General features: G+C 30.1%; 19 protein-coding genes, 1 other RNA gene and 1 other annotated feature. Of the genes, 9 read left to right on the top strand and 11 right to left on the bottom strand.

All coding sequences use genetic code 11. From position 1 onward, the window contains the following. Window positions 1–146 precede the first annotated feature (146 nt). Window positions 147–1,079: a S8 family peptidase gene (locus tag N4A55_RS05665; RefSeq protein WP_293754542.1), complete on the bottom strand. Its 933-nt coding sequence runs from the start codon at window positions 1,077–1,079 to the stop codon at window positions 147–149. Between the two features lie 478 nt (window positions 1,080–1,557). On the opposite strand from N4A55_RS05665, the gene N4A55_RS05660 reads away from it, so the two are divergent. Beyond that, entirely contained in the window at window positions 1,558–1,746 is a 189-nt protein-coding gene (locus N4A55_RS05660; RefSeq protein WP_293754539.1) for a hypothetical protein, read from the top strand. Between the two features lie 77 nt (window positions 1,747–1,823). Here N4A55_RS05660 and N4A55_RS05655 read toward each other — a convergent pair whose 3' ends face one another. Further along, complete coding sequence (locus tag N4A55_RS05655) at window positions 1,824–2,324, bottom strand: hypothetical protein (RefSeq protein ID WP_293754537.1); 501 nt, start codon at window positions 2,322–2,324, stop codon at window positions 1,824–1,826. Window positions 2,325–2,528: 204 nt separating this feature from the next. Between N4A55_RS05655 and N4A55_RS05650 the strand changes: the two genes are divergently transcribed. Next, window positions 2,529–2,960: a hypothetical protein gene (locus tag N4A55_RS05650; protein ID WP_293754536.1), complete on the top strand. Its 432-nt coding sequence runs from the start codon at window positions 2,529–2,531 to the stop codon at window positions 2,958–2,960. A gap of 78 nt (window positions 2,961–3,038) precedes the next feature. After that, entirely contained in the window at window positions 3,039–3,314 is a 276-nt protein-coding gene (locus N4A55_RS05645) for a hypothetical protein (RefSeq protein ID WP_293754535.1), read from the top strand. Window positions 3,315–3,377: 63 nt separating this feature from the next. Here the strand turns inward: N4A55_RS05645 and leuS are convergent, their stop codons facing one another. The 7 genes from leuS to fusA all read right to left on the bottom strand — a co-directional run bounded on the left by leuS (window position 3,378) and on the right by fusA (window position 11,240). Then, window positions 3,378–5,789: a leucine--tRNA ligase gene (leuS, locus tag N4A55_RS05640; protein ID WP_293754534.1), complete on the bottom strand. Its 2,412-nt coding sequence runs from the start codon at window positions 5,787–5,789 to the stop codon at window positions 3,378–3,380. Window positions 5,790–5,865: 76 nt separating this feature from the next. Beyond that, window positions 5,866–6,090 (bottom strand) — a binding site (T-box leader). Window positions 6,091–6,238: 148 nt separating this feature from the next. Beyond that, window positions 6,239–7,024, bottom strand: a complete 786-nt coding sequence (locus N4A55_RS05635) for a GNAT family N-acetyltransferase (RefSeq protein WP_293754533.1) — start codon at window positions 7,022–7,024, stop codon at window positions 6,239–6,241. Between the two features lie 34 nt (window positions 7,025–7,058). Further along, window positions 7,059–7,583, bottom strand: coding sequence for a hypothetical protein (locus N4A55_RS05630; RefSeq protein ID WP_273323112.1), 525 nt, complete (start codon window positions 7,581–7,583; stop codon window positions 7,059–7,061). A 287-nt stretch (window positions 7,584–7,870) separates the two neighbouring features. Then, entirely contained in the window at window positions 7,871–8,158 is a 288-nt protein-coding gene (locus N4A55_RS05625; RefSeq protein ID WP_293754531.1) for a hypothetical protein, read from the bottom strand. A 25-nt stretch (window positions 8,159–8,183) separates the two neighbouring features. Then, window positions 8,184–8,435: a hypothetical protein gene (locus N4A55_RS05620; RefSeq protein ID WP_293754529.1), complete on the bottom strand. Its 252-nt coding sequence runs from the start codon at window positions 8,433–8,435 to the stop codon at window positions 8,184–8,186. 170 nt (window positions 8,436–8,605) lie between these two features. Beyond that, window positions 8,606–9,190 carry a hypothetical protein gene (locus tag N4A55_RS05615; RefSeq protein ID WP_293754528.1) on the bottom strand — a complete coding sequence of 195 codons (585 nt, stop codon included), beginning with the start codon at window positions 9,188–9,190 and terminating at the stop codon, window positions 8,606–8,608. Then, on the bottom strand, window positions 9,165–11,240 hold the full coding sequence (gene fusA / locus N4A55_RS05610) for an elongation factor G (RefSeq protein WP_293754526.1): 2,076 nt from the start codon (window positions 11,238–11,240) through the stop codon (window positions 9,165–9,167). The genes N4A55_RS05615 and fusA overlap by 26 nt, the downstream gene beginning before the upstream one ends. Before the next feature lie 765 nt (window positions 11,241–12,005). Between fusA and hisC the strand changes: the two genes are divergently transcribed. The 5 genes from hisC (at window position 12,006) to N4A55_RS05585 (ending at window position 17,487) form a co-directional block, all read left to right on the top strand. After that, complete coding sequence (hisC, locus tag N4A55_RS05605) at window positions 12,006–13,088, top strand: histidinol-phosphate transaminase (protein WP_293754524.1); 1,083 nt, start codon at window positions 12,006–12,008, stop codon at window positions 13,086–13,088. Window positions 13,089–13,318: 230 nt separating this feature from the next. After that, the gene (gene aroF, locus N4A55_RS05600) at window positions 13,319–14,332 is read left to right on the top strand and encodes a 3-deoxy-7-phosphoheptulonate synthase (RefSeq protein ID WP_293754523.1); all 1,014 of its coding nucleotides are present in this window, start codon (window positions 13,319–13,321) and stop codon (window positions 14,330–14,332) included. Further along, the gene (locus N4A55_RS05595) at window positions 14,332–15,426 is read left to right on the top strand and encodes a prephenate dehydrogenase (protein ID WP_293754521.1); all 1,095 of its coding nucleotides are present in this window, start codon (window positions 14,332–14,334) and stop codon (window positions 15,424–15,426) included. Before aroF ends, N4A55_RS05595 begins: the two co-directional genes overlap by 1 nt. A gap of 25 nt (window positions 15,427–15,451) precedes the next feature. Continuing rightward, on the top strand, window positions 15,452–16,732 hold the full coding sequence (gene aroA / locus N4A55_RS05590) for a 3-phosphoshikimate 1-carboxyvinyltransferase (RefSeq protein ID WP_293754520.1): 1,281 nt from the start codon (window positions 15,452–15,454) through the stop codon (window positions 16,730–16,732). A gap of 89 nt (window positions 16,733–16,821) precedes the next feature. After that, complete coding sequence (locus tag N4A55_RS05585; protein ID WP_293754519.1) at window positions 16,822–17,487, top strand: SGNH/GDSL hydrolase family protein; 666 nt, start codon at window positions 16,822–16,824, stop codon at window positions 17,485–17,487. Between the two features lie 43 nt (window positions 17,488–17,530). Here N4A55_RS05585 and ssrS read toward each other — a convergent pair. Beyond that, window positions 17,531–17,711, bottom strand: a non-coding RNA gene (gene ssrS / locus N4A55_RS05580) — 6S RNA. Window positions 17,712–18,072: 361 nt separating this feature from the next. Between ssrS and N4A55_RS05575 the strand changes: the two genes are divergently transcribed. Continuing rightward, window positions 18,073–19,311, top strand: a complete 1,239-nt coding sequence (locus tag N4A55_RS05575; RefSeq protein ID WP_293754518.1) for a 6-phosphofructokinase — start codon at window positions 18,073–18,075, stop codon at window positions 19,309–19,311. A 110-nt stretch (window positions 19,312–19,421) separates the two neighbouring features. Here N4A55_RS05575 and N4A55_RS05570 read toward each other — a convergent pair whose 3' ends face one another. Further along, window positions 19,422–20,738, bottom strand: coding sequence for an amidohydrolase (locus N4A55_RS05570; protein ID WP_293754517.1), 1,317 nt, complete (start codon window positions 20,736–20,738; stop codon window positions 19,422–19,424). Between the last annotated feature and the right edge of the window lie 17 nt (window positions 20,739–20,755).

The raw sequence follows: 20,755 nt of genomic DNA, 5'->3' as shown, positions 1-20,755 counted from the left end.
TATACAATGTATATGTAGCGGAGAAAAGATGTTTATCGTTAGGCATCTTTTTTTCTTGTAAAAAAGTCAGCCTAACTCCTAATGAGTTACACTGACTTTTTTTATGTGTGGGCTAGTCTATTTAACGACAGCCCCTTTCTTAAGCCCTATTCCAATAATTTTTTCACGTCAATTAGTCCCCATCCTTGATGAGCCTGAGAAAATCCTAGATCTATAGTAGATTCTTTTAATTTTAGTTTTATATCCTTACCTGTAAGTTCTGGATACTTAGACAATAGTAAGGCTATGCATCCACTTACCATAGGTGTTGCCATTGAAGTACCACTTTTCTTAGTATATCCTATATCCTTGGTTGGATAATACTTATCGTTTGGTGAATAAGCTTTATCTGTATTACATGCTATTATATTAGAACCTGGAGCTACTACATCAGGTTTTTTTATACACTCTTTTGTAGGACCTCTACCAGAATAATCTGAGATTAGATCTTCCATGATCTTTACAGTTTCTGCATCATCAGAAGAACCTACAGTAATTACTTTTCGACTTATTCCAGGTGTAGTAATTGTCCCTTCTTCTGGTCCGTTATTGCCAGCAGCAGTAACAACAATCAATCCATTGTCCCAAGCAGCATTTACACCTCTTACCAACGCTGATTTTTCTCCTTCTATATCTTTCATACCTACTGATAAATTAACTATTCTTATATTGAATCTTTTTTTGTTATCTAGAATCCACTGGATACCAGCTAAAACATCAGATATATTACCGGAACCTTTTTTGTTTAATACTTTTACTCCAATGATATTGCTGCCAATAGCCACACCCTTATATTTGCCATTACTCTCATAACCATCTCCACATATAATTCCAGCTACATGTGTTCCATGTCCATTATCATCGTATGGGAATTCTTTTTTTCCTACAAAATCTTTGAATCCTACTATTCTATTTTTTTTATTAACCAAATCATTGTGAGGATATACCCCAGTATCAACAACTGCTATACCTATACCTTTACCTGATACACCTCTATCATCTGCCCATATGGTATTGATTGTTTGTCTTGCTATATCCATCTGTGCTGTAATTTGTGCATCATTTTCAACTGTTTCTACACCTTGTATTCCCTTTAATTCACCTACATATTTTTCAGGTAGCTCTAATACATATGAATCTATCATTGGAAGTTTGTACTTAACTGTTCCTAACTTCCTTAATTCATTTTCATTTTTTTCATTCAAACTACAATTAACAATAACTTGAACCTTATTATCTTGTAAAGTATTATTATCAACTTTTATATCGTTATTATTAGATTTCTTTATTTTAATGTTTTTATCAGCATTATCTTCTTTTCTTTTTAATCCTTGTCTGAATATAAAAGGTAAAAGAAATATTCCTATATTTTTCATATTATACCTACCTAATTTGGATTAATATATTTTATTCTAAACTGGTTAACTATATGATTTATTTATTAACTTTCCTTAAATCATTCATAGAAAACAAGCCTTTTAACATAAAATATTAAGAAAGTATATATGGAGGCAATTTATGAGTGATGTAGCTCCTAACGGTTATTTAGGTGGAAGCAACAATAATATGATGTTACTTATGTTATTCCTTATGATGTTTGGCAATAATGGTTGTGGATGTGGCTCTGGCGGTATGGGAGGTCTAGGAGACAATAGTATTCTATTAATAATCCTTATGCTTATGTTATGCAACGATGGTGGATTATAGTACTTATCAACAACAAAAGAGTTCCCTAGAACAGATAAAAACAAGTGGTATGAGTAACTCTCTTACCACTTGTTTCTTTATCTACTTAGCATATACAAAAACAAAGCTACAACACTACTTTTATTACCTTCTGCTGTACTTGTGGATTTTATTGTTGGTTTACACTCTTTGTCTATCTCATATACTGTATTATCTTCAAAAATCAAATCTCCTTGTTGATCTAATATCTTTTTTTTCTTATCTTCTGGTATAATATCTTCTTTATGTTTTTGGCCATTACTTATAAAATTGTTTAATAACATCCTAAGAGCATCAATATCATTAAATACCGTTGATAATCTATCTATGTTTTCAACTGCTTTATCATCCATAAATGGTTTTATGGCTTCAAGCAATTGTAAGCTATTTTTATTATTTTCCTTAGATTTTTCTTTGCATTCATTTATTGTAAGAGAAAGGTTATTGACTAATTGCTCTCTAGTGATTTCTATTATAGCTTGTTTTATGCTATTAATATAATCTGATATATAGGTTTGGTTATAAATACTTGTTGCGATATTATTTTCATAATCATCCATTTAACTAAAGTCTCCTATACTTTCTTAATTTAATATATGTAATATCATATTTATTGGTAACATATTATATATAAGTTGATCTATATAAGCCTTATTAATTGCTATATACTAGTATTTTAAAGTTATAATTTTAAAGTTATTGTAAATTAATAACTATTACTCACATACAATATTATAGATAATAGATTTAGGAGGCAAAGAGATTTGGATTCCAACACAGAGATTGATACTATTGTAAATAGTAATGAGATGAATGTTGTGAAAGCTGCCATACCTTACATGAGCTTAGAAAATCAAAAAAATTTGGCAGTACTTATTAAATTCATAGAATTAATAAAAACTGTAAGATTATATAATGACCCTGCAATCAATGAAATCCAAGAATTGAATAGACCAAATATAACAAAAAAAGATATGCTATATGCTCTACGTTCAAGGTGCTCAGATAAAAACAAACAAATTATAGACATTATGTTGAATATCAAAAACATACAATCAATGATTACTAATATGAACAATGAACCCTCCCCTCATACTGAAATTAATAATTTTAACAAGGTTAATGACAAGGTTCCTAATGAAAATCTTAACCAAGAGGAATTAATAAAAAAATTAAAGCAATTAATGCAGGAATAGGTCAATATACATAAGTTAATTAACACATTATCTTTTAATATATTATAAATAATTTTATTGATAGAAAGGGTGTATTATATGAACGATAGTTCTCACATCTTAAATGACGAAGCTTTCAAAGATATAAGTCCACAAAAACTAAAAATTATGGTTGATATGCTTAATGATATGACTGGAAAACCTATGGAACAAAAGGTTAGGGTCTTATTTAGTTATGGCGTAAAAATGAAGCAAAAAGGTTTACAATTCACCAAACAAGAATCCTCTCTTATTATTGACTCCATGAAAAGTAATTTATCTCCTACTGATAGAAATAAACTTGATATGGTCGTAACAATGATGGAAATGATGTAAATATCACAATAAATCCATATACCCTTCCATAATTAGTGGTTAATAGGATATATGGATTTTATATTATTTCACTACGATATTAATAATCTTTTTAGGTACATAGATTTCCTTAACGATATTTTTACCATCAAGTTTACTTTCTATAGCATTTCTAGCTTTTTCAAGTACACTATCTTTTGCTTCATCAACATCAATAGTGATTGTAGCTCTTACCTTTCCATTTACTTGGACTGGCATTTCAACTTGGTCGTCTTTCATTTTTTCTTCATCGTATGTTGGCCATCCTTTAGTGAATACACTTTCCTCATGTCCAAGCATTTGCCACAATTCTTCTGATATATGAGGTACAAAAGGAGCAAGTAGGATTATTAGATTTTCTAATGTTTCTTTATCTACTCCACCATCTTTTTTAGATATACTAACTAATTTATTAGTATATTCCATAAAAGCACTAACTACAGTATTAAGGTGGAAACTATCAAGACGATTAGTTACTTCATAAATCAGTTGATTTCTAACTTTTTCTAATTCACTAGTAACTTTTACATCTCTATCCTTGTTTTCATTAACCAAGTTCCATACTTTGTTAATATAACGATATACTCCATCAATTCCTCTATCATCCCACTCAGAATCAAGTTCTGGTGGTCCAACAAATAGTTCATATAATCTTAATGAGTCACAACCATATTTTTCTACTAGATCATCAGGTGAAACTACATTACCTTTGGATTTACTCATCTTAGCACCATTTTTACATATCATACCTTGATTGAAAAGACGCTTGAATGGTTCTTCAAAATCAACTACACCTATATCATATAAGAATTTAGTATAGAATCTTGCATATAACAAGTGAAGTACCGCATGTTCTATTCCACCAACATACATATCAACTGGTAACCATTCTTTTGCTTTTTCTTTAGAAACTAATTCATTATCATTATTAACATCAATGTATCTTAAGAAATACCATGATGAACCTGCCCATTGTGGCATTGTATTAGTTTCTCTTTTTGCTTTGCCACCACATACTGGACAAGTAGTATTAACCCATTCATCTATAGCAGCAAGTGGTGATTCTCCAGTTCCTGTTGGTTCATATGATTCAACATTAGGAAGAGTTACTGGTAATTGATCCTCTGGAACTGGAACAGCTCCACATTTTTCACAATGTATAATTGGGATTGGTTCTCCCCAATATCTTTGTCTTGAGAATACCCAGTCTCTTAATTTATAATTAACTGTTTTCTTACCTATCTCATGTTCTTCTAGGTAATTAGCTATAGCTTCTTTTGATCGGGATGATTTCATTCCATTGAACACATCAGAATTAATCATTTCACCTTCGCCAGTATAAGCTTCTTGTAGATCTTCTATTTCTTTTCCATCTTCTGCAATAACTTGAATTATAGGTAAGTCAAATTTCTTAGCAAATGCAAAGTCTCTATCATCATGAGCAGGAACACACATTATAGCTCCTGTACCATAATCAGCCAATACATAATCTGAAATCCAAATAGGAATCTTGGCACCATTTAATGGATTAACAGCATAACTTCCAGTAAATACGCCAGTTTTTTCTTTATCCTGTAATCTATCTACTGATGATTTCATAGAAGTATTGAAGACGTATTTTTCTACTTCTTCTTTTTGCTTATCAGTAGCTAATTTACTAACCATTTCATGTTCAGGAGCAAGAACCATGAATGTAGAACCATATAATGTATCAGGTCTAGTAGTAAATACTTTTATTCTCTCATCTATACCATTAACTTTAAAATCAATTTCTGCTCCGTAGGATTTACCAATCCAATCACTTTGCATTTTAATAACTTTAGCAGGCCATTCAAGCTTTTGTAAGTCATCAAGTAATCTCTCAGCGTATGCAGTGATCTTAAGCATCCATTGACGTAGATTTTTCTTAGTAACTTCAGCACCACATCTTTCGCAAGTACCGTTTACTACTTCTTCATTGGCAAGACCTGTTTTACAGTCTGGACACCAGTTTATTGGCATTTGCTTTTCATAAGCTAAACCTTCTTTGAACATTTTTACAAATATCCATTGAGTCCATTTATAATATTTTGGATCTGTTGTATTAACTTCTTTAGTCCAATCATAGATTGCACTAATTTCTTTTAATTGTCTCTTGAAATTTTCTACATTGGTAGCTGTAGCCTTTGATGGATGAATTCCCATCTTTATGGCATAGTTTTCAGCTGGAAGACCGAATGCATCCCAACCCATTGGATGAAGCACATAATAATTTTGAAGTACTTTGTATCTACTCCAAACATCACTAAGTACATAACCTCTCCAGTGTCCTACATGTAATCCACTACCTGATGGATATGGGAACATGTCTAGGCAATAATATTTTTCTTTGCCTTCTTCATCTTTATTGATTGGATTATCTTTCCAGATATTACGCCATTTTGTTTCTATTTGTTTATGATTATAAACAGCGCTCATTTCTTTTTCCTCCTTTATTACCTCTCATAACAAGAATACTTCATTTTTAGATTAAAAAATCTCTATGCAATTTATGCATAGAGACGATATATTCTCGCGGTACCACTCTACTTTATCTCATAAGTATTAACATTCTTATGAAATACCCTTTGTCTTTGTAACGATAAGTAACCGTCCTAACTTACTTATTTTCAGATAGGATACTCCAAGGCGAGTTCAATATATATTGATACTGTTTTACACCATCCAACAGCTCTCTATAATCAATATAATATCTACTAATCCTCTTCATCGTATATTATAATTATATAATTAACCGTATCATAACATATTGAATGGTGAAAATCAAGACATAATATAGAAAGAAAATGAATTTTACCATAAGTCATTTATTACAATATTATTCATGATTATCTGTATTGAATACTCCATTCCAATCTGGAAAAATATCATTTTTCCAGATTTATTTGTCCTCTGCCCTCGTTTCTTTCATATCCTATACCTTCATATAATTTTAGAGCGTTATAATTTTCCACATCAGATGCTATAAAGCTCCTTACAGCACCCTTTTCAATACCCCATTCAATGCAATAATTCAATAGTGATTTACCAATACCTTGATGTTGATACTTAGGGTCTACTGCCAATAATCTAATCCATACCACAGTTCCTTTTTCACTATCAAATCCATACAGATTCACTAATGCAACCCCAATGATTTCATTATCTTTTTCTGCAACGAATATTTTGGAGTTTTCAGTTTGGTACCACTCTTTTATTACCTCTTCATCTTCTCCATTAAAACCTCTAGATAATCCTTTGCAAGACTTAGTGAGTAAACTAGCTTTTTGTGTTTCGGATTCTTTTAATTCTCTTATCTCTACACTATTACTGCTATTGCATATGTATTTAGTTAAATCCTTATACCATAAATCTATAAATTCACTTTCTATATTAAATCCTATTGTATTCATCGCTTCTATAAAATCTTCTGGTATAAACTCTACATATATTTTATTTCCTTTCATTTCAGTTATGAAATTGTTAAGTTCTTTTATAAGATTATCTCTAGAATTACATGCCCAGTACAACTGAATTTTATCTATCAAAACCTTATATGCTATTAAACACTCATTATTTTCTTTATATATTAATGAATTCTCCAAATCTTCTTCATCAACATATTCAAAGCAATTGTATTTGTATGTTTTTCCCTTACTGATTAATGATTTCATATTTTATTTCTCCTTACTAAAAGTGTTGATTATACTAATCAATCAACTTATTATTATTTTGCTTATTTTTATATCTTCTGTTTTTAACAATCAAATAAATACCGATTGCTAATTTTAACACTGGACCAAATATCTCAAAGAACCTTATCAATCTAATATTAAAATCATACCCTTGAAAATTACTAGAAAAATAATATGGTATTTGAGCTAAGAAAGCTGGTAATGTTTTTATTATAATTATAATTCCTAAAACTAATAATACAATACTTAATAACTCCCTATACTCTACATTGATATTTAAGCTGTCATTACTATCATTTCCTATGATAGCTGAAACAATCTTGTCTGTATAAATCCATAATAAGACAGCTATTCCTAAGATTACAATGAAATTAATTATAAAATATGCTAAAGTGTTTACTCCTAAAGTCTGCAGAGCACTATTAGCTCCTTTTATCCCAGGTACACAGAAAATAACGACTTCTTTGAATAGGATAATAGCCTTAATAAAATAATACAGTGATAAAACCCTAATTAATAATTTACCTAATTTCCTCATTTGTAGATACTCCCTCCATTCATTAGTATTACTATAAAATTATATTTTAGCTCCTTATAACTATTATATCTAATAAATCAGCAATATCAATATCATAATTAATATAAATTCATATTATTTGTTTATATTTTATTATCAAATTAATTCAATTATAGCTATTTTGAAGCTTCTTGATTACATCAAAAATTAATTCACATAGTATTTCCCACTATTACTAATCACTATTTTATTCTTTTTATTTTGTTTAATAATATCTATTTCTCCTTTTTCTATCAATTCATTAATGGTTATGCATTCTTGCTATCCTTTACTACCATTCTTTTACTACCATCTTTATAAAAGCTAAATATCACGCTACCTATTTCCTCACTATATACGCAATCTTTATATGCTACATCTCCTAAAGTATAGTTTTCTTCTTCAATTGGTGTTAAAGATTCAAAAGAAACTAATAGATCATTTTTCTGCATACATTTGTTCCTATGCATTGAATACACAGAAATACTTGCTATAATGAATAATACAGCTATTAATAACCCTATAATTATTCTTCTTAGTATAACGTTTTTATGCATTATTCTCACTCCATATTAATTTTGATTATTTATTTCCATAGGGACTTACTATCTTTTCTTTGTTTCTTTCTCCTGTAATACTAAGTATGAGTTTATCCATCTCTTCTCCATTAATTGATATTTCTCCATCAGTATTATCTAAATGCAAATTATAATTGGGTTCATTATACCAATAATAACCATCAATAACATATTTATTATAATATATTTTCAACTCGTATTCAGCAGGTAACCTATCTAGGCAAATATTTTCATTAATATTACCCGACCTTATCAAATCAAGTATTTTTCTAATAGTTTTTTTATCATCAACTATTATTTCTTCTTTTTTAGCATATTGTTTATTATCAAAATCAAATTTAGTACTATTATAATTTTAACAATCTTTTTCATAATTCACCTTACCATTTCCGATTATATAATTTTAATTTCAATACACTATCTTAATTAGGTTGTACTTCTATTTAAAATTAGTTTATATATTAACTCCTTAGCTTCCATGATGTACTTTCCTACATCTTCTGGTCTATGAGCATCTGAAGCAGTAACTATCTGCACATTATTATCAAGTAAAATCTTCAACAAATCAGTATTCAGCCCTAACTCTTTATGTCCATAATTGATATATAGTCCATTACTAAACTCTGCTTTCATTTCACTCTCTTTTAGTGCTGTTGCTAATGATTCATAGATATTAGTGAAATCTGAAGACGGATAATGTCCAAAACTAATTTCTATTGGAAATTTATATTTTCTCATTTCATTAATGAAATCTTTATAATCAGATAATCTTAATTCTGACTTTCTAGACAACCATTCTCGTTGATATTCACCACAATCTTTATTCTCTAATATAGAATCGTAAATATTTATAAAATCACTAAAACGATGAGAGTGTTCTATATGTACATGTGCATCTATCATGTCACTCCCCCATTTTCTCTTTTTAATATTAACATACGACTTTAAAAAAGGCCATCCATATAATGGACAGCCATTTTTCCTTTTATTCTTTGTTTTTCTTAGCTTCAATTACTTTCTCTTGAACATCCATAGGAGCTTCATCATAACGCTCGAATTTCTGAGTAAATAATCCTCTACTCTGTGTCATAGAACGAAGGTCTGTTGAATATCCATACATTTCTGATTGTGGAACCTCTGCGATAATTTCTTGTTTACCTTTTGCAGGATTCATACCTAACACACGACCTCTTCTTTTATTAAGGTCTCCAATAATATCTCCCATATAAGCATCTGGCACAATTACTTTAACACTTACAATTGGCTCTAACAAAATTGGTGTTGCTTCTACCATTCCTTTTTTGAATGCCTGTGTAGTAGCAATCTTGAATGCCATTTCGGATGAATCTACTGGATGATAAGAACCATCTACCAATGTAGCTTTTACTCCTACAACTGGATAGCCAGCTATCACACCATGATGGACTGATTCTTGTAAGCCTTTATCAACTGCTGGAAAATAATTCTTTGGAACTGATCCTCCAAATATTTTTTCTTCAAATATATAAGGTGTTTCCCTATCGCCTGAAGGTTCAAATTCAATATGAACATCACCATATTGTCCATGACCACCAGATTGTTTCTTATGTTTACCTTGAACTTTAACCTTTTTCTTGATTGTTTCTCTATAAGGCACTTTAGGTTTTTTAAGATCCACACCTACTTTAAACTTAGCCTCTAATTTGCTAGTTATAACATCCAAATGTTGACCACCAATACCATATAATAATTCTTGATGGTTTTCAGAATCAAGGACAACTTTGATTGTTGGGTCTTCTTCCATTAACTTATGAAGACCTGACGAGATTTTTTCCTCATCCCCTTTTGTTTTTGGAAATACAGCTCTACATGCAAGAGATTCAGGGAAAGCTATACCTTTTAATTTAACAGGTCTTTTCTTATCACATAATGTATCTCCTGTGCTAGTATTGGATAACTTGGCAACAGCCCCGATATCACCAGCTCTGATCTCTTTAACTTCAATCTGTTCTTTCCCTCTTAATACATAGATATGTGAAATTCTTTCACTATCCTCTTTGTTAACATTCAAATAACTGGAATCAGCTTTTAAAATTCCAGAGTAAACTCTAAATAATGATAATCTTCCAATATATGGGTCTACAATTGTCTTAAATACCAAAGCACTCATTGGCTCATCTTTATCACATGTAACTTCAATCTCTTCTTCTGTATCAGGATTTAGTCCCTTAACTACTGTATGCTCTTCTTTTGGAGCTGGCATATATTTAATTATGGAATTAAGTAATACTTGTACTCCTGTATTAAGAACGCCTGAACCACATAGTACTGGAACAATAGTTCCTTCAATAACGCCATTATGAAGTGCTGTTTGAATCTCTTCAAGTGTAAATTCCTCACCCTCAAAGTATTTCTCCATCAACTCTTCGTCACTCTCTGCAACTGCTTCTAGAATCATTTCTCTTACTGGCTCTAATTCACTAGTCATTCCTTCTGGTATATCACATTGTTCTACATGATCTTTAATAAATTTTCTTCCTTGCATCTTAACTACATTGACAAAACCAACAAAGTGTTCCCCTTCTTTGATAGGAACTTGGAAGGGAGCAATACTTTTTCCAAAAATATCTTTTAATTGGTCAAGAACATTTTTAAGACTTGCTTGATCGTCATCCATATCAGTAACAAATACCATTTTAGGTATTTCCATCTCTTCTGCATATTCCCAAGCTTTTTCAGTTCCTACTTCAACACCAGATTTTCCAGATACAATAATAATTGCACTATCAGCAACTCTTGTCGCTTCTTTTGCTTCTCCCATAAAATCAAAATATCCTGGTGTATCTAGTAAGTTAATCTTGCAATCTTGCCATTCAATAGGAATACAGGACGTGTTAATTGAAAAACCTCTTCTAATTTCTTCTTTGTCGAAATCACTTATTGTATTCCCTTCTTCAATCTTTCCTTGTCTCTTAGTTATTCCTGCAACGTTTGCCATAGCTTCTGCTAATGTTGTCTTACCACTTCCACCATGACCTAAGAGTGCAACGTTACGAATTTGTTCAGATGAGTAGATTTTCATGGATTTTCCCCCAATCATTGGAATATTTTTTACAAAATTAGTAAATACAACGTAATATTTTTTCAATCTTTTATTAAAAAAATAAAGTTGTTATTATATTATTGAACTTACAACGCTAAATATGTGATATATTTAATATTCTACTATAATCATTGAATTCCTTCAATAATTTCAAAAAACATTTATTTATTTTATTAATTTTGCACAACATTTTTTACAGTTAACCTCTTAAATGCTTATGTGCATATTTCATCAATCCCTAACTTAATTAAATTAACTATTAAGTATATTAAACTTAATATATAAATATAGTTTTATAACAAAATAACTTTTAACGAATTATATCAATAATTATATATAATATCTGTAAAAATTTATTTAAAACCTGAATTTTTTTAATAAATTTTATTTCACTTTGTGGCTTTAAAGTGTTGACATGAAAAGCTATTAAGCGTAAAATATATAAAACTATATTATTACAAAAACCTGTCCTGTATATTATATGTAAATATGTAAATAAAATACGTTTACTATTTTCTATATTTATAAAAGATTATTCCCCTTCTATGGATTAATCTTATTAATATGTTAAGGCATTAACTTTAATAATTAAATTTATTTAATGATATAATCAAAAAAATATAAAAATATATAGTTTATCAACATAAATATAATATATATGATAGAATGTATGTATCTAATTAGTAACGTAGTATATAGGCTACATATATTAATTGAAATATAATTGTGAAGGAGAATATTAAAATGGTTAATTGTAGAAAAGAAGTTGAATCCCTAAGAGCTTATGTACCAGGCAAGCCAATAGACGATGTAAAAAAAGAATTTAATCTTGACAAAGTTACTAAACTTGCTTCTAATGAAAATCCATATGGTTGTTCAGAAGAAGCAAAAGAAGCAATCATTGAAACATTGAAAACACCATCACTATATCCTGATGGCAACTGCACAAAATTAAGAAATGCTATAGCAGAAAAAATGAATGTAGAGACTAATCAGCTTGTTTTTGGTGCTGGATCAGATGAACTTTTATCTATAATAGGTCGTACTTTTATCGGTCCATCAGATGAAGCTATAACATGTACACCTAGTTTTGCTCAATATAGTGCATCAGTAAAAACTATGGGGGGTAAATTAATAGAAGTACCTCTAATCAACCATACTTATGATCTAAATGGAATCGTTGATAAAGTGACAGATCGTACTAAGGTTATTTTCATAGCTAATCCTAATAACCCTACAGGTACAATTATAACTGAAAAGGAACAATTAGAATTCATCAAAAAAATACCAAGTAATATTCTAATAGTACTTGATGAAGCATATTATGAATATGTCTATGATGATAATTATCCAGAGTCACTACCATTATTAAAAGAATACGATAACTTAATCATACTTAGAACCTTCTCTAAAATGTATGGTTTAGCATCTTTGCGTGTTGGTTATGGAATAGCTCATCCACAAATTATAGATTATATTAATAGAGTACGTGGACCATTCAATGTAACCACTAGTGCTCAAGAAGGTGCTCTAGCTGCTCTTTCTGATGAAGAATTCGTTAAGAATACTTTTGAAGCTAATAAGGGAGTTAAAGAATATACTTATAAAAGACTTGATGAATTAGGAATTGATTATATAGAAGGTCATGGTAACTTCCTAATGATTGATTTCAAAAAACCAAGTATGGATTTATTTATAGAGCTACAGAAAAAAGGCGTTATTGTAAGACCTGGTTTCTTCTTTGGAATGGATACATATCAACGTGTAACACTAGGTACAAAAGAAGAAATGGATACATTTTTTGAAGTGGTAAAACAATTGATTTAACCTTAATATTTATTTTAGTTTATAGCTGATTATGGTATACTATAAATATTGAAGGGCTGTCTTATAGTATATTATTGATTAGCTTTTAACTATTATTATAGACTCTGTTTAGCTATGCAGACCCTTAAATATTGTAAAAGGGTCTATATTATGCCTTATTGGCTACTGCTAAACGGAGTCTGTTTTATTTAATACTATATATCATATACATATTTAAAGGAGGTATAATAATGATTATTGTAATGAAACCAAATGTTAATGAACAAGATATAAAAAGGGTTATAAACTTAGTTGAAGATCATGGACTTAAAACACATCTATCAACAGGAGATCAAATAACTATTATAGGTGTTGTAGGTGATAAATCTAAATTATCCAAATGTAATATTGAATTAATGGGTGGCGTGGAAAAGATTGTCCCTGTTACCGAATCCTATAAATTGGCAAATAAAAAATTCAACACGAACTCCTCTATCATCAAGGTAAGAGATGTTGAAATAGGCGGTAACCAATTTGTAATTATGGCTGGCCCTTGTGCTATAGAAAATGAAAAACAAATCATAGAAACTGCTCATGCGATCAAAAAATCTGGTGCATCAATTCTTAGAGGAGGTGCTTACAAACCTCGTACATCCCCTTACTCATTCCAAGGATTAGAAGAAGAAGGTTTAAAATATATGGCAAAAGCTCGTGAAGAAACAGGACTACCAATTGTATGCGAAGTCACTAGTCTAAAATCTGTTGAAACTGCTTATAAATATGTCGATATGTTCCAAATCGGTGCAAGGAATATGCAGAATTTCTACTTACTAAAAGAAATCGGAAAAACCAATACCCCTGTTCTATTAAAGAGAGGTTTATCTGCAACTATAGATGAATGGTTAAATGCTGCTGAATACATAATGAGTGAAGGAAATAAAAATGTTGTTTTATGTGAAAGAGGTATCAGAACATTTGAGACAGCTACAAGAAATACACTAGACATTAGTGCTATACCTATTATAAAACACAAAAGCCACTTACCAATAATAGTAGATCCTTGTCATGCTACTGGTAAAAGAGCCTATGTTAATCCTCTATCCAAAGCCTCAGTAGCTGTAGGTGCAGATGGTATTATGGTTGAAGTACATCCTAATCCTGCTGTGGCTTTATCCGACGGTCCTCAATCATTACCACCTGATGAATTTGAATTATTATGCAATGAGTTAAGACCTTTTTCTAATCTTGTTGGGAAGATTTTGTAATGAATATAGATAAGATTGGCTTTATTGGGCTTGGATTAATAGGTGGTTCCTTAGCTAAAGCTATCAAAGTTAAATATAAAACATGTGAAATAATTGCTTTTGACATAGATATTACTTCACTTGAAACAGCTTTGAATGAAGATATTATTGACGATTATACTACTATAATTGATAATAATTTTCAGGATTGCCAGATTATTTTTTTATGTGCACCTGTGGAAAATAATATAGAAGCTTTAAACAAACTACTACCAATAATAAATAATGATTGTATTATAACAGATGTTGGAAGTACAAAAGAAAAAATAATTGATGCTGCAATAGGCATGAACTGTGATAATTATTTTATTGGTGGTCATCCTATGGCTGGATCTGAAAAAAGTGGGATAACCGCTGCTGATAGTCATCTTTTTGAAAATGCCTATTATATATTGACTCCTCTACCTGCTACATCAGAGGATAAAATAGCCATGTTACAGACAATAATTACGGATATTGGTGCATTACCTATCGTAATAGAACCATCAAAACATGATTTTATTACAGCTACAATCAGCCATGTACCACATATCATTGCTTCTACACTTGTTAAGCTAGTATCTGAACTAGATACACCTGATAAACATATGCATACACTAGCGGCAGGAGGATTCAAAGATATAACTAGAATAGCATCTTCCTCTCCAGATATGTGGGAGCAAATATGTTCAACTAATAATAAGCAAATAACCAAAGTTATAGATAGATTTCAGCAAGAACTTTCACTAATAAAGAAAAGTATAGCTAAGTGCAACAACGAAAACATATACTCGTTTTTCTCTTCATCCAGAGATTATAGAAATACATTTTCAGATAAGAATACAGGTTTTATCATGAAATCATATAAAATTACAGTGGATGTAATAGACAAACCTGGTATTATAGCAGAAATAGCAACTTTATTAAGTAATAACCACATAAATATCAAGAATATAGGAATTAATAACAATAGAGAGCACCAAGAAGGTGTATTGGAAATAGTTTTTTATGACTTGGACAGTCAAAACAAAAGTATAGAACTACTGGTTGGCATGAATTATAGAGTTTATATCTAAAATAAAATAACTACTGGAGGCAAATATGATAATACATCCTGTGAAAAGTATACAAGGTGAGATTAATGTACCTGGGGATAAATCCATTTCCCATAGAGCGATAATGCTAGGTGCTCTATCAAAAGGTACTACAAATATAAAAGGATTTTTAATGGGTGAGGATTGCTTAAGTACTATTCGTTGTTTTAGAGATATGGGAATTGATATTGAAGTTAATGATTCCCTTGTCACTGTTACTGGTCAAGGATTACATGGTCTTAAAAAACCTAAAAACGAACTATATGTAGGTAATAGTGGTACTACACTTAGATTAATGTCTGGAATCCTTGCTCCTCAAGATTTTGATTGTGTCATAACTGGAGATGATTCTATCAAAAGTAGACCTATGAAAAGAATCATAGATCCATTAACGAAGATGGGAGCTAACATTGTATCTATTGAAAGTAATAATAAAGCGCCATTAAAAATTACTGGTAGTAGACTGCATAATATAACCCACAATTCCTTAGTTGCTAGTGCACAAGTAAAATCATGTATAATTCTAGCAAGTTTATATACAGAAAATAATACTAAAATAATAGAACCTGTTCTTTCTAGAAACCATACAGAAATAATGCTTAATTATTTTGGAGGCAATATAACTACTGATGACTCTACAATAATAAGCACTCCTGTAAAGGAACTATACGCAAGAGATATAAATATACCTGGAGATATTTCTTCAGCTGCATTTTTCATAGTAGCTTGTATGATTACTAAAAATTCTAGGCTGATAATTAAAAATGTTGGTATTAATTCTACGAGAGATGGGATTATCAAAGTACTAAAAGCAATGAATGGGGATATATCTTTACTTAATAAAAGAGAGATTAACGGTGAGTTGGTTGCTGATATCAAGGTGAAATCCAGTAGACTGACAGGTACAGTAATTGATAAAAATATTATCCCTTCTCTAATTGATGAAATACCAGTAATTGCAGTAGCTGCTTGCTTAGCTGAGGGTAAAACAATCATAAAAGATGCTGAAGAATTAAAAGTAAAAGAATCTAATCGCATAGAGACTATGGTAACAGAATTAAGTAAAATGGGTGCTGATATAATAGGCACTGATGATGGTATGATAATATCTCATTCACCTAATCTTAGAGGTGCAACTGTTAATAGCTATAATGATCACCGAGTAGCTATGTCTTTAGCTATTGCCGGTCTTGTTGCAGAAGGAAAAACAGATATACTTCAAAGTGAATGTATTGATATATCTTTTCCTAGATTTTACAATTCATTACAAAATATAAGTGATTTATAATTTTTTCAAAAAAACTATTGGAATTACTCTAAATTTGTATTATTATATAATGTAAAGCTAATGTTAATTATAAAACTGGAGGTAATCGTATGATTAAGACAACAATTGTTGGATTTGGTGATAGTATTTCAAATGGTTATGGTGTCAATAAAGCCCATAGTTTTATTAATAGACTTGAAAAATATATACCTAGCTATTATCCTTCAATATATTGGAATATTGTTAATTCTAGTAAGAACGGTGTTACTACTAGAGAAGCATCTCAATCTATTGAAACTTCTGTATTGGTTCATCAACCAAACATGGTTTTCATACAATTCGGCACTAATGATTGTGCTAATAATAATAAATATAGACCACTAGAAGAATTTGAAAATAATTTAATTACTATAATTAATAGAATCATAGAACATAACAATAGGACAGGTTTAAATAATTGTATACCCATTCCTATTATGGTTACTCCACCTCCAGTTAATGAAGATATTGCAACACCATTACGTAATAATTCTCGTTTGAATCAATACGTACATATAATTAAAACTCTATCCAAAGATTATAATTGTCCACTTATAGATTTTTATAATAAATTAATAAGTCAAGATAATTACGAGAGATTTATATCAGATGATGGAGTACATTTAAATGAAACTGGATATGATTTATTATTTGATACAGTTTTTGCAGAATTTACTAAATATATCAATTTTCAAGGAGTTTTAAAAGAAAGAACTATTGGTAAAATAGATAAATAAAAAAGTTACTATGAAAATAGTAACTTATTTTTTTAATTAAATATGTATACCCGGATATGCCGTTTCCTGAATTTTGATCCCTAACTCACGTTAGGTGGGTGTCCGCACCAGAGCTTTTGTCTTCCCCGCCATAATGAGGGCTTGACATCCACTTTGAGATATAGAACTCCCGAATTGCTAATGTAGGTTCAAAATAGCAGGATTATCGTACATCCCAGGAAATATCTAACTTTGCTGTGAACTCATTATACTATATAACAAAAAAATTTGCAAGATAATTAATGTAAATAATAATGGTTTTTTTTGTTTATTTGTTTATAAATGATAGGTTAAATTTTATTTTTTTGTTACTAATATTATACAAGTACATTATAATCACTATTTCTATATCACGATATTATTATATGCATAGTTTCTTATACTAATACAATCAAGTTTTACCTATTAATATATTTTAACGTCCTATTTATTAAATAGATATAATTATGCTTTTCAAGTCAATTTGTAATTGCTTTTCATAATTAAATATTGTATTATATTAAACTGTGAGGAAAATTTTTCAAAATTATAAAAGGAGATTTTCATATGTCTAATTGTCTTATTGCTCAATCGGGTGGTCCTACGTCCGTAATAAACGCCTCTTTAAGTGGTGTTATAGGTTCAGCCATAGAAAGTCCTAATATACATACTGTATATGGTGCTATAAATGGTATTCAAGGAGTTTTAAATCATAATATAATCAATTTAACATCCATATTTGCTACCTCAAAAAGTAAATTGGAAGTATTAAAGACAACTCCTTCAATGTTTTTGGGTTCTTGTAGATATAAGCTACCTGATTTTACTGAAGATGAAACAGAATATAAGTTGATCTTTGATATATTTGAACGAAAAAAAATTGAATATTTCTTTTATATTGGTGGTAATGATTCAATGGACACTGTCCTAAAATTATCAAAATACGCTAAACTTAAAAATAAAAATATTAGAATCATCGGAATACCAAAAACTATAGATAACGATTTATTTGGAACCGACCATACTCCTGGCTTTGGTTCAGCTGCTAAATTTGTAGCTACTACAATGCTTGAAATATCTTATGATACATACATATATGATATCCCAAGTGTTACTATTGTTGAAATAATGGGACGAAATGCTGGTTGGTTGACAGCATCTGCTGCACTTGCAAGAAATGAATGCAATTCATCTCCAGATTTAATCTATCTACCCGAAGTACCTTTTTCTATCTATGATTTCTTAAATAATCTAAAACGTATTCAAAAAACTAAAAAAAATATTATTGTTGCAGTTTCAGAAGGTATTAAGGATAAAGATGGAAACTATATTTCAGCATCTGAGAATTCACTAGATGACTCTTTTGGACATGCTAAGTTAAGCGGTACAGGAAAAACTCTGGAGCACATAGTAAGTAAATCTTTGGGGTGTAAGGTTAGATCCATAGAACTTAACGTATTACAGAGAAGTGCAATGCACAGTGCATCATTACAAGATATCAATGAAGCTTGTAAGGTTGGAAATAAGGCTGTTGAATACGCCGTAGCTGGTTACACTGGACAAATGGTATCCATAATTAGAACAAGTAATATTCCATACAAATCTCAAATTGATTGTGTGGATATAGAAAAAGTAGCCAACAAGGAAAAATTAATACCTACTGATTGGATATATGCTGATAATGGTGACATTACAGAAGAACTTATAGAATATATATCACCATTGACATTCGGTGAACCAAATATACAATATAAGAACGGACTTCCTGTATATTTGGATATCAGACATTTATTATCCGATAATTAAAAGTAAAATTTAATATCTATATTATAAAAAGAGCTGTCCCATATAACATAAATATGTGTTATGGGATAGCTTCTTTATTTCTAAATGTTCTAATATTATAGATACGATTACTATAACTTTTTGGATACTTCTAATATATCATTTTTAATCATTCTTAATTGTTGTTTGACCTTATACATAATACCAGATTCAATCAGCTCTTTGTTCTTGACCAAAATCTTTCCATCAACTATTACAGTATCTACATTACTTGGATTAGAAGAATACACTAAAACGGAATAATAATCATATATTGGCTGCATGTTTATGGAATCAGTCTCAAATAATACTAAATCAGCTTTTTTCCCTATCTCAATAGACCCTATTTCATTATCCATATTAAGAACTCTTGCTCCACCAATAGTTGCCATTTCTAAGATTTCACTAGCAGGAAATAAACTTCTGTCTTTATTATGTAGTTTATGTATCTTACCTACTAATGACATCTGTGTTACAATATCCAATGTATTTCCACTCATTGGTCCATCTGTCCCAAGTCCTAGCTTCATGCCTTTTTGATACATTTTAGTGATTGGAGCGACTCCTTTTGCTCCTTTGGAGTTAGCACCTACATTATGACTAATACCTACTTTTCTCTTTGCTAATATATCTATATCTATATCTGATACCAAGATTGAATGCGCAGATATAAACCTTTCACTAAGGATACCAATACTATCTAAATATTGTACTGGTGTCATATTATATTCTTCTAAACATCTTTCATATTCATAATCCATTTCTGCCACATGCATCATTATAGGAATATCATATTTTTGGGATAATTTTCCAGCCAACTGCAAATTGTGTTTATCATTAGTATATGGTGCATGAGGTGCTACAGCTGGAGTTATTAGATTATCATCTTTCCACTTCTCTATAAACCATTTACAATAATCAAGACCACCATAAGGTTCTTCTGAATCTGGTGAGCTAAAATTAATAATAGTCTCTCCTAATACCCCTCTAACACCAATTTTTTTAGCTGCAATTGCAACTTCATCTTCAAAGAAATACATATCAGTGAATGTAGTCACACCCCCTAATAACATTTCTATTATACCATACATAGCTCCTAGATAAACTAATTCTTCATTTACTAGTTTTTTCTCTAACGGAAATATATATCTTTTTAATCTATTAGGCACATCATCCCCAAGACTTCTAAAAACCACCATAGAGGCATGTGTATGTGTATTTATCATACCTGGTATGAGAATACCATTTTTTCCATCTATAATATTATCAGATGAATATTTGGATAATAAATCCTCATTACCAATATCATGAATCACATTATCTTTTAATACTATTACACCATTTTCTATAATGTCTTTATCAGCATTCATGGTAAGAATATTAACGTTTTTTATAATTGTTTTTGCCATATTATTATACTCCTTCA

The organism is Vallitalea sp., from assembly GCF_025211055.1.
GTDB lineage: Bacteria > Bacillota > Clostridia > Lachnospirales > Vallitaleaceae > Vallitalea.
This window is presented reverse-complemented; position numbering and strand designations above follow the sequence as displayed.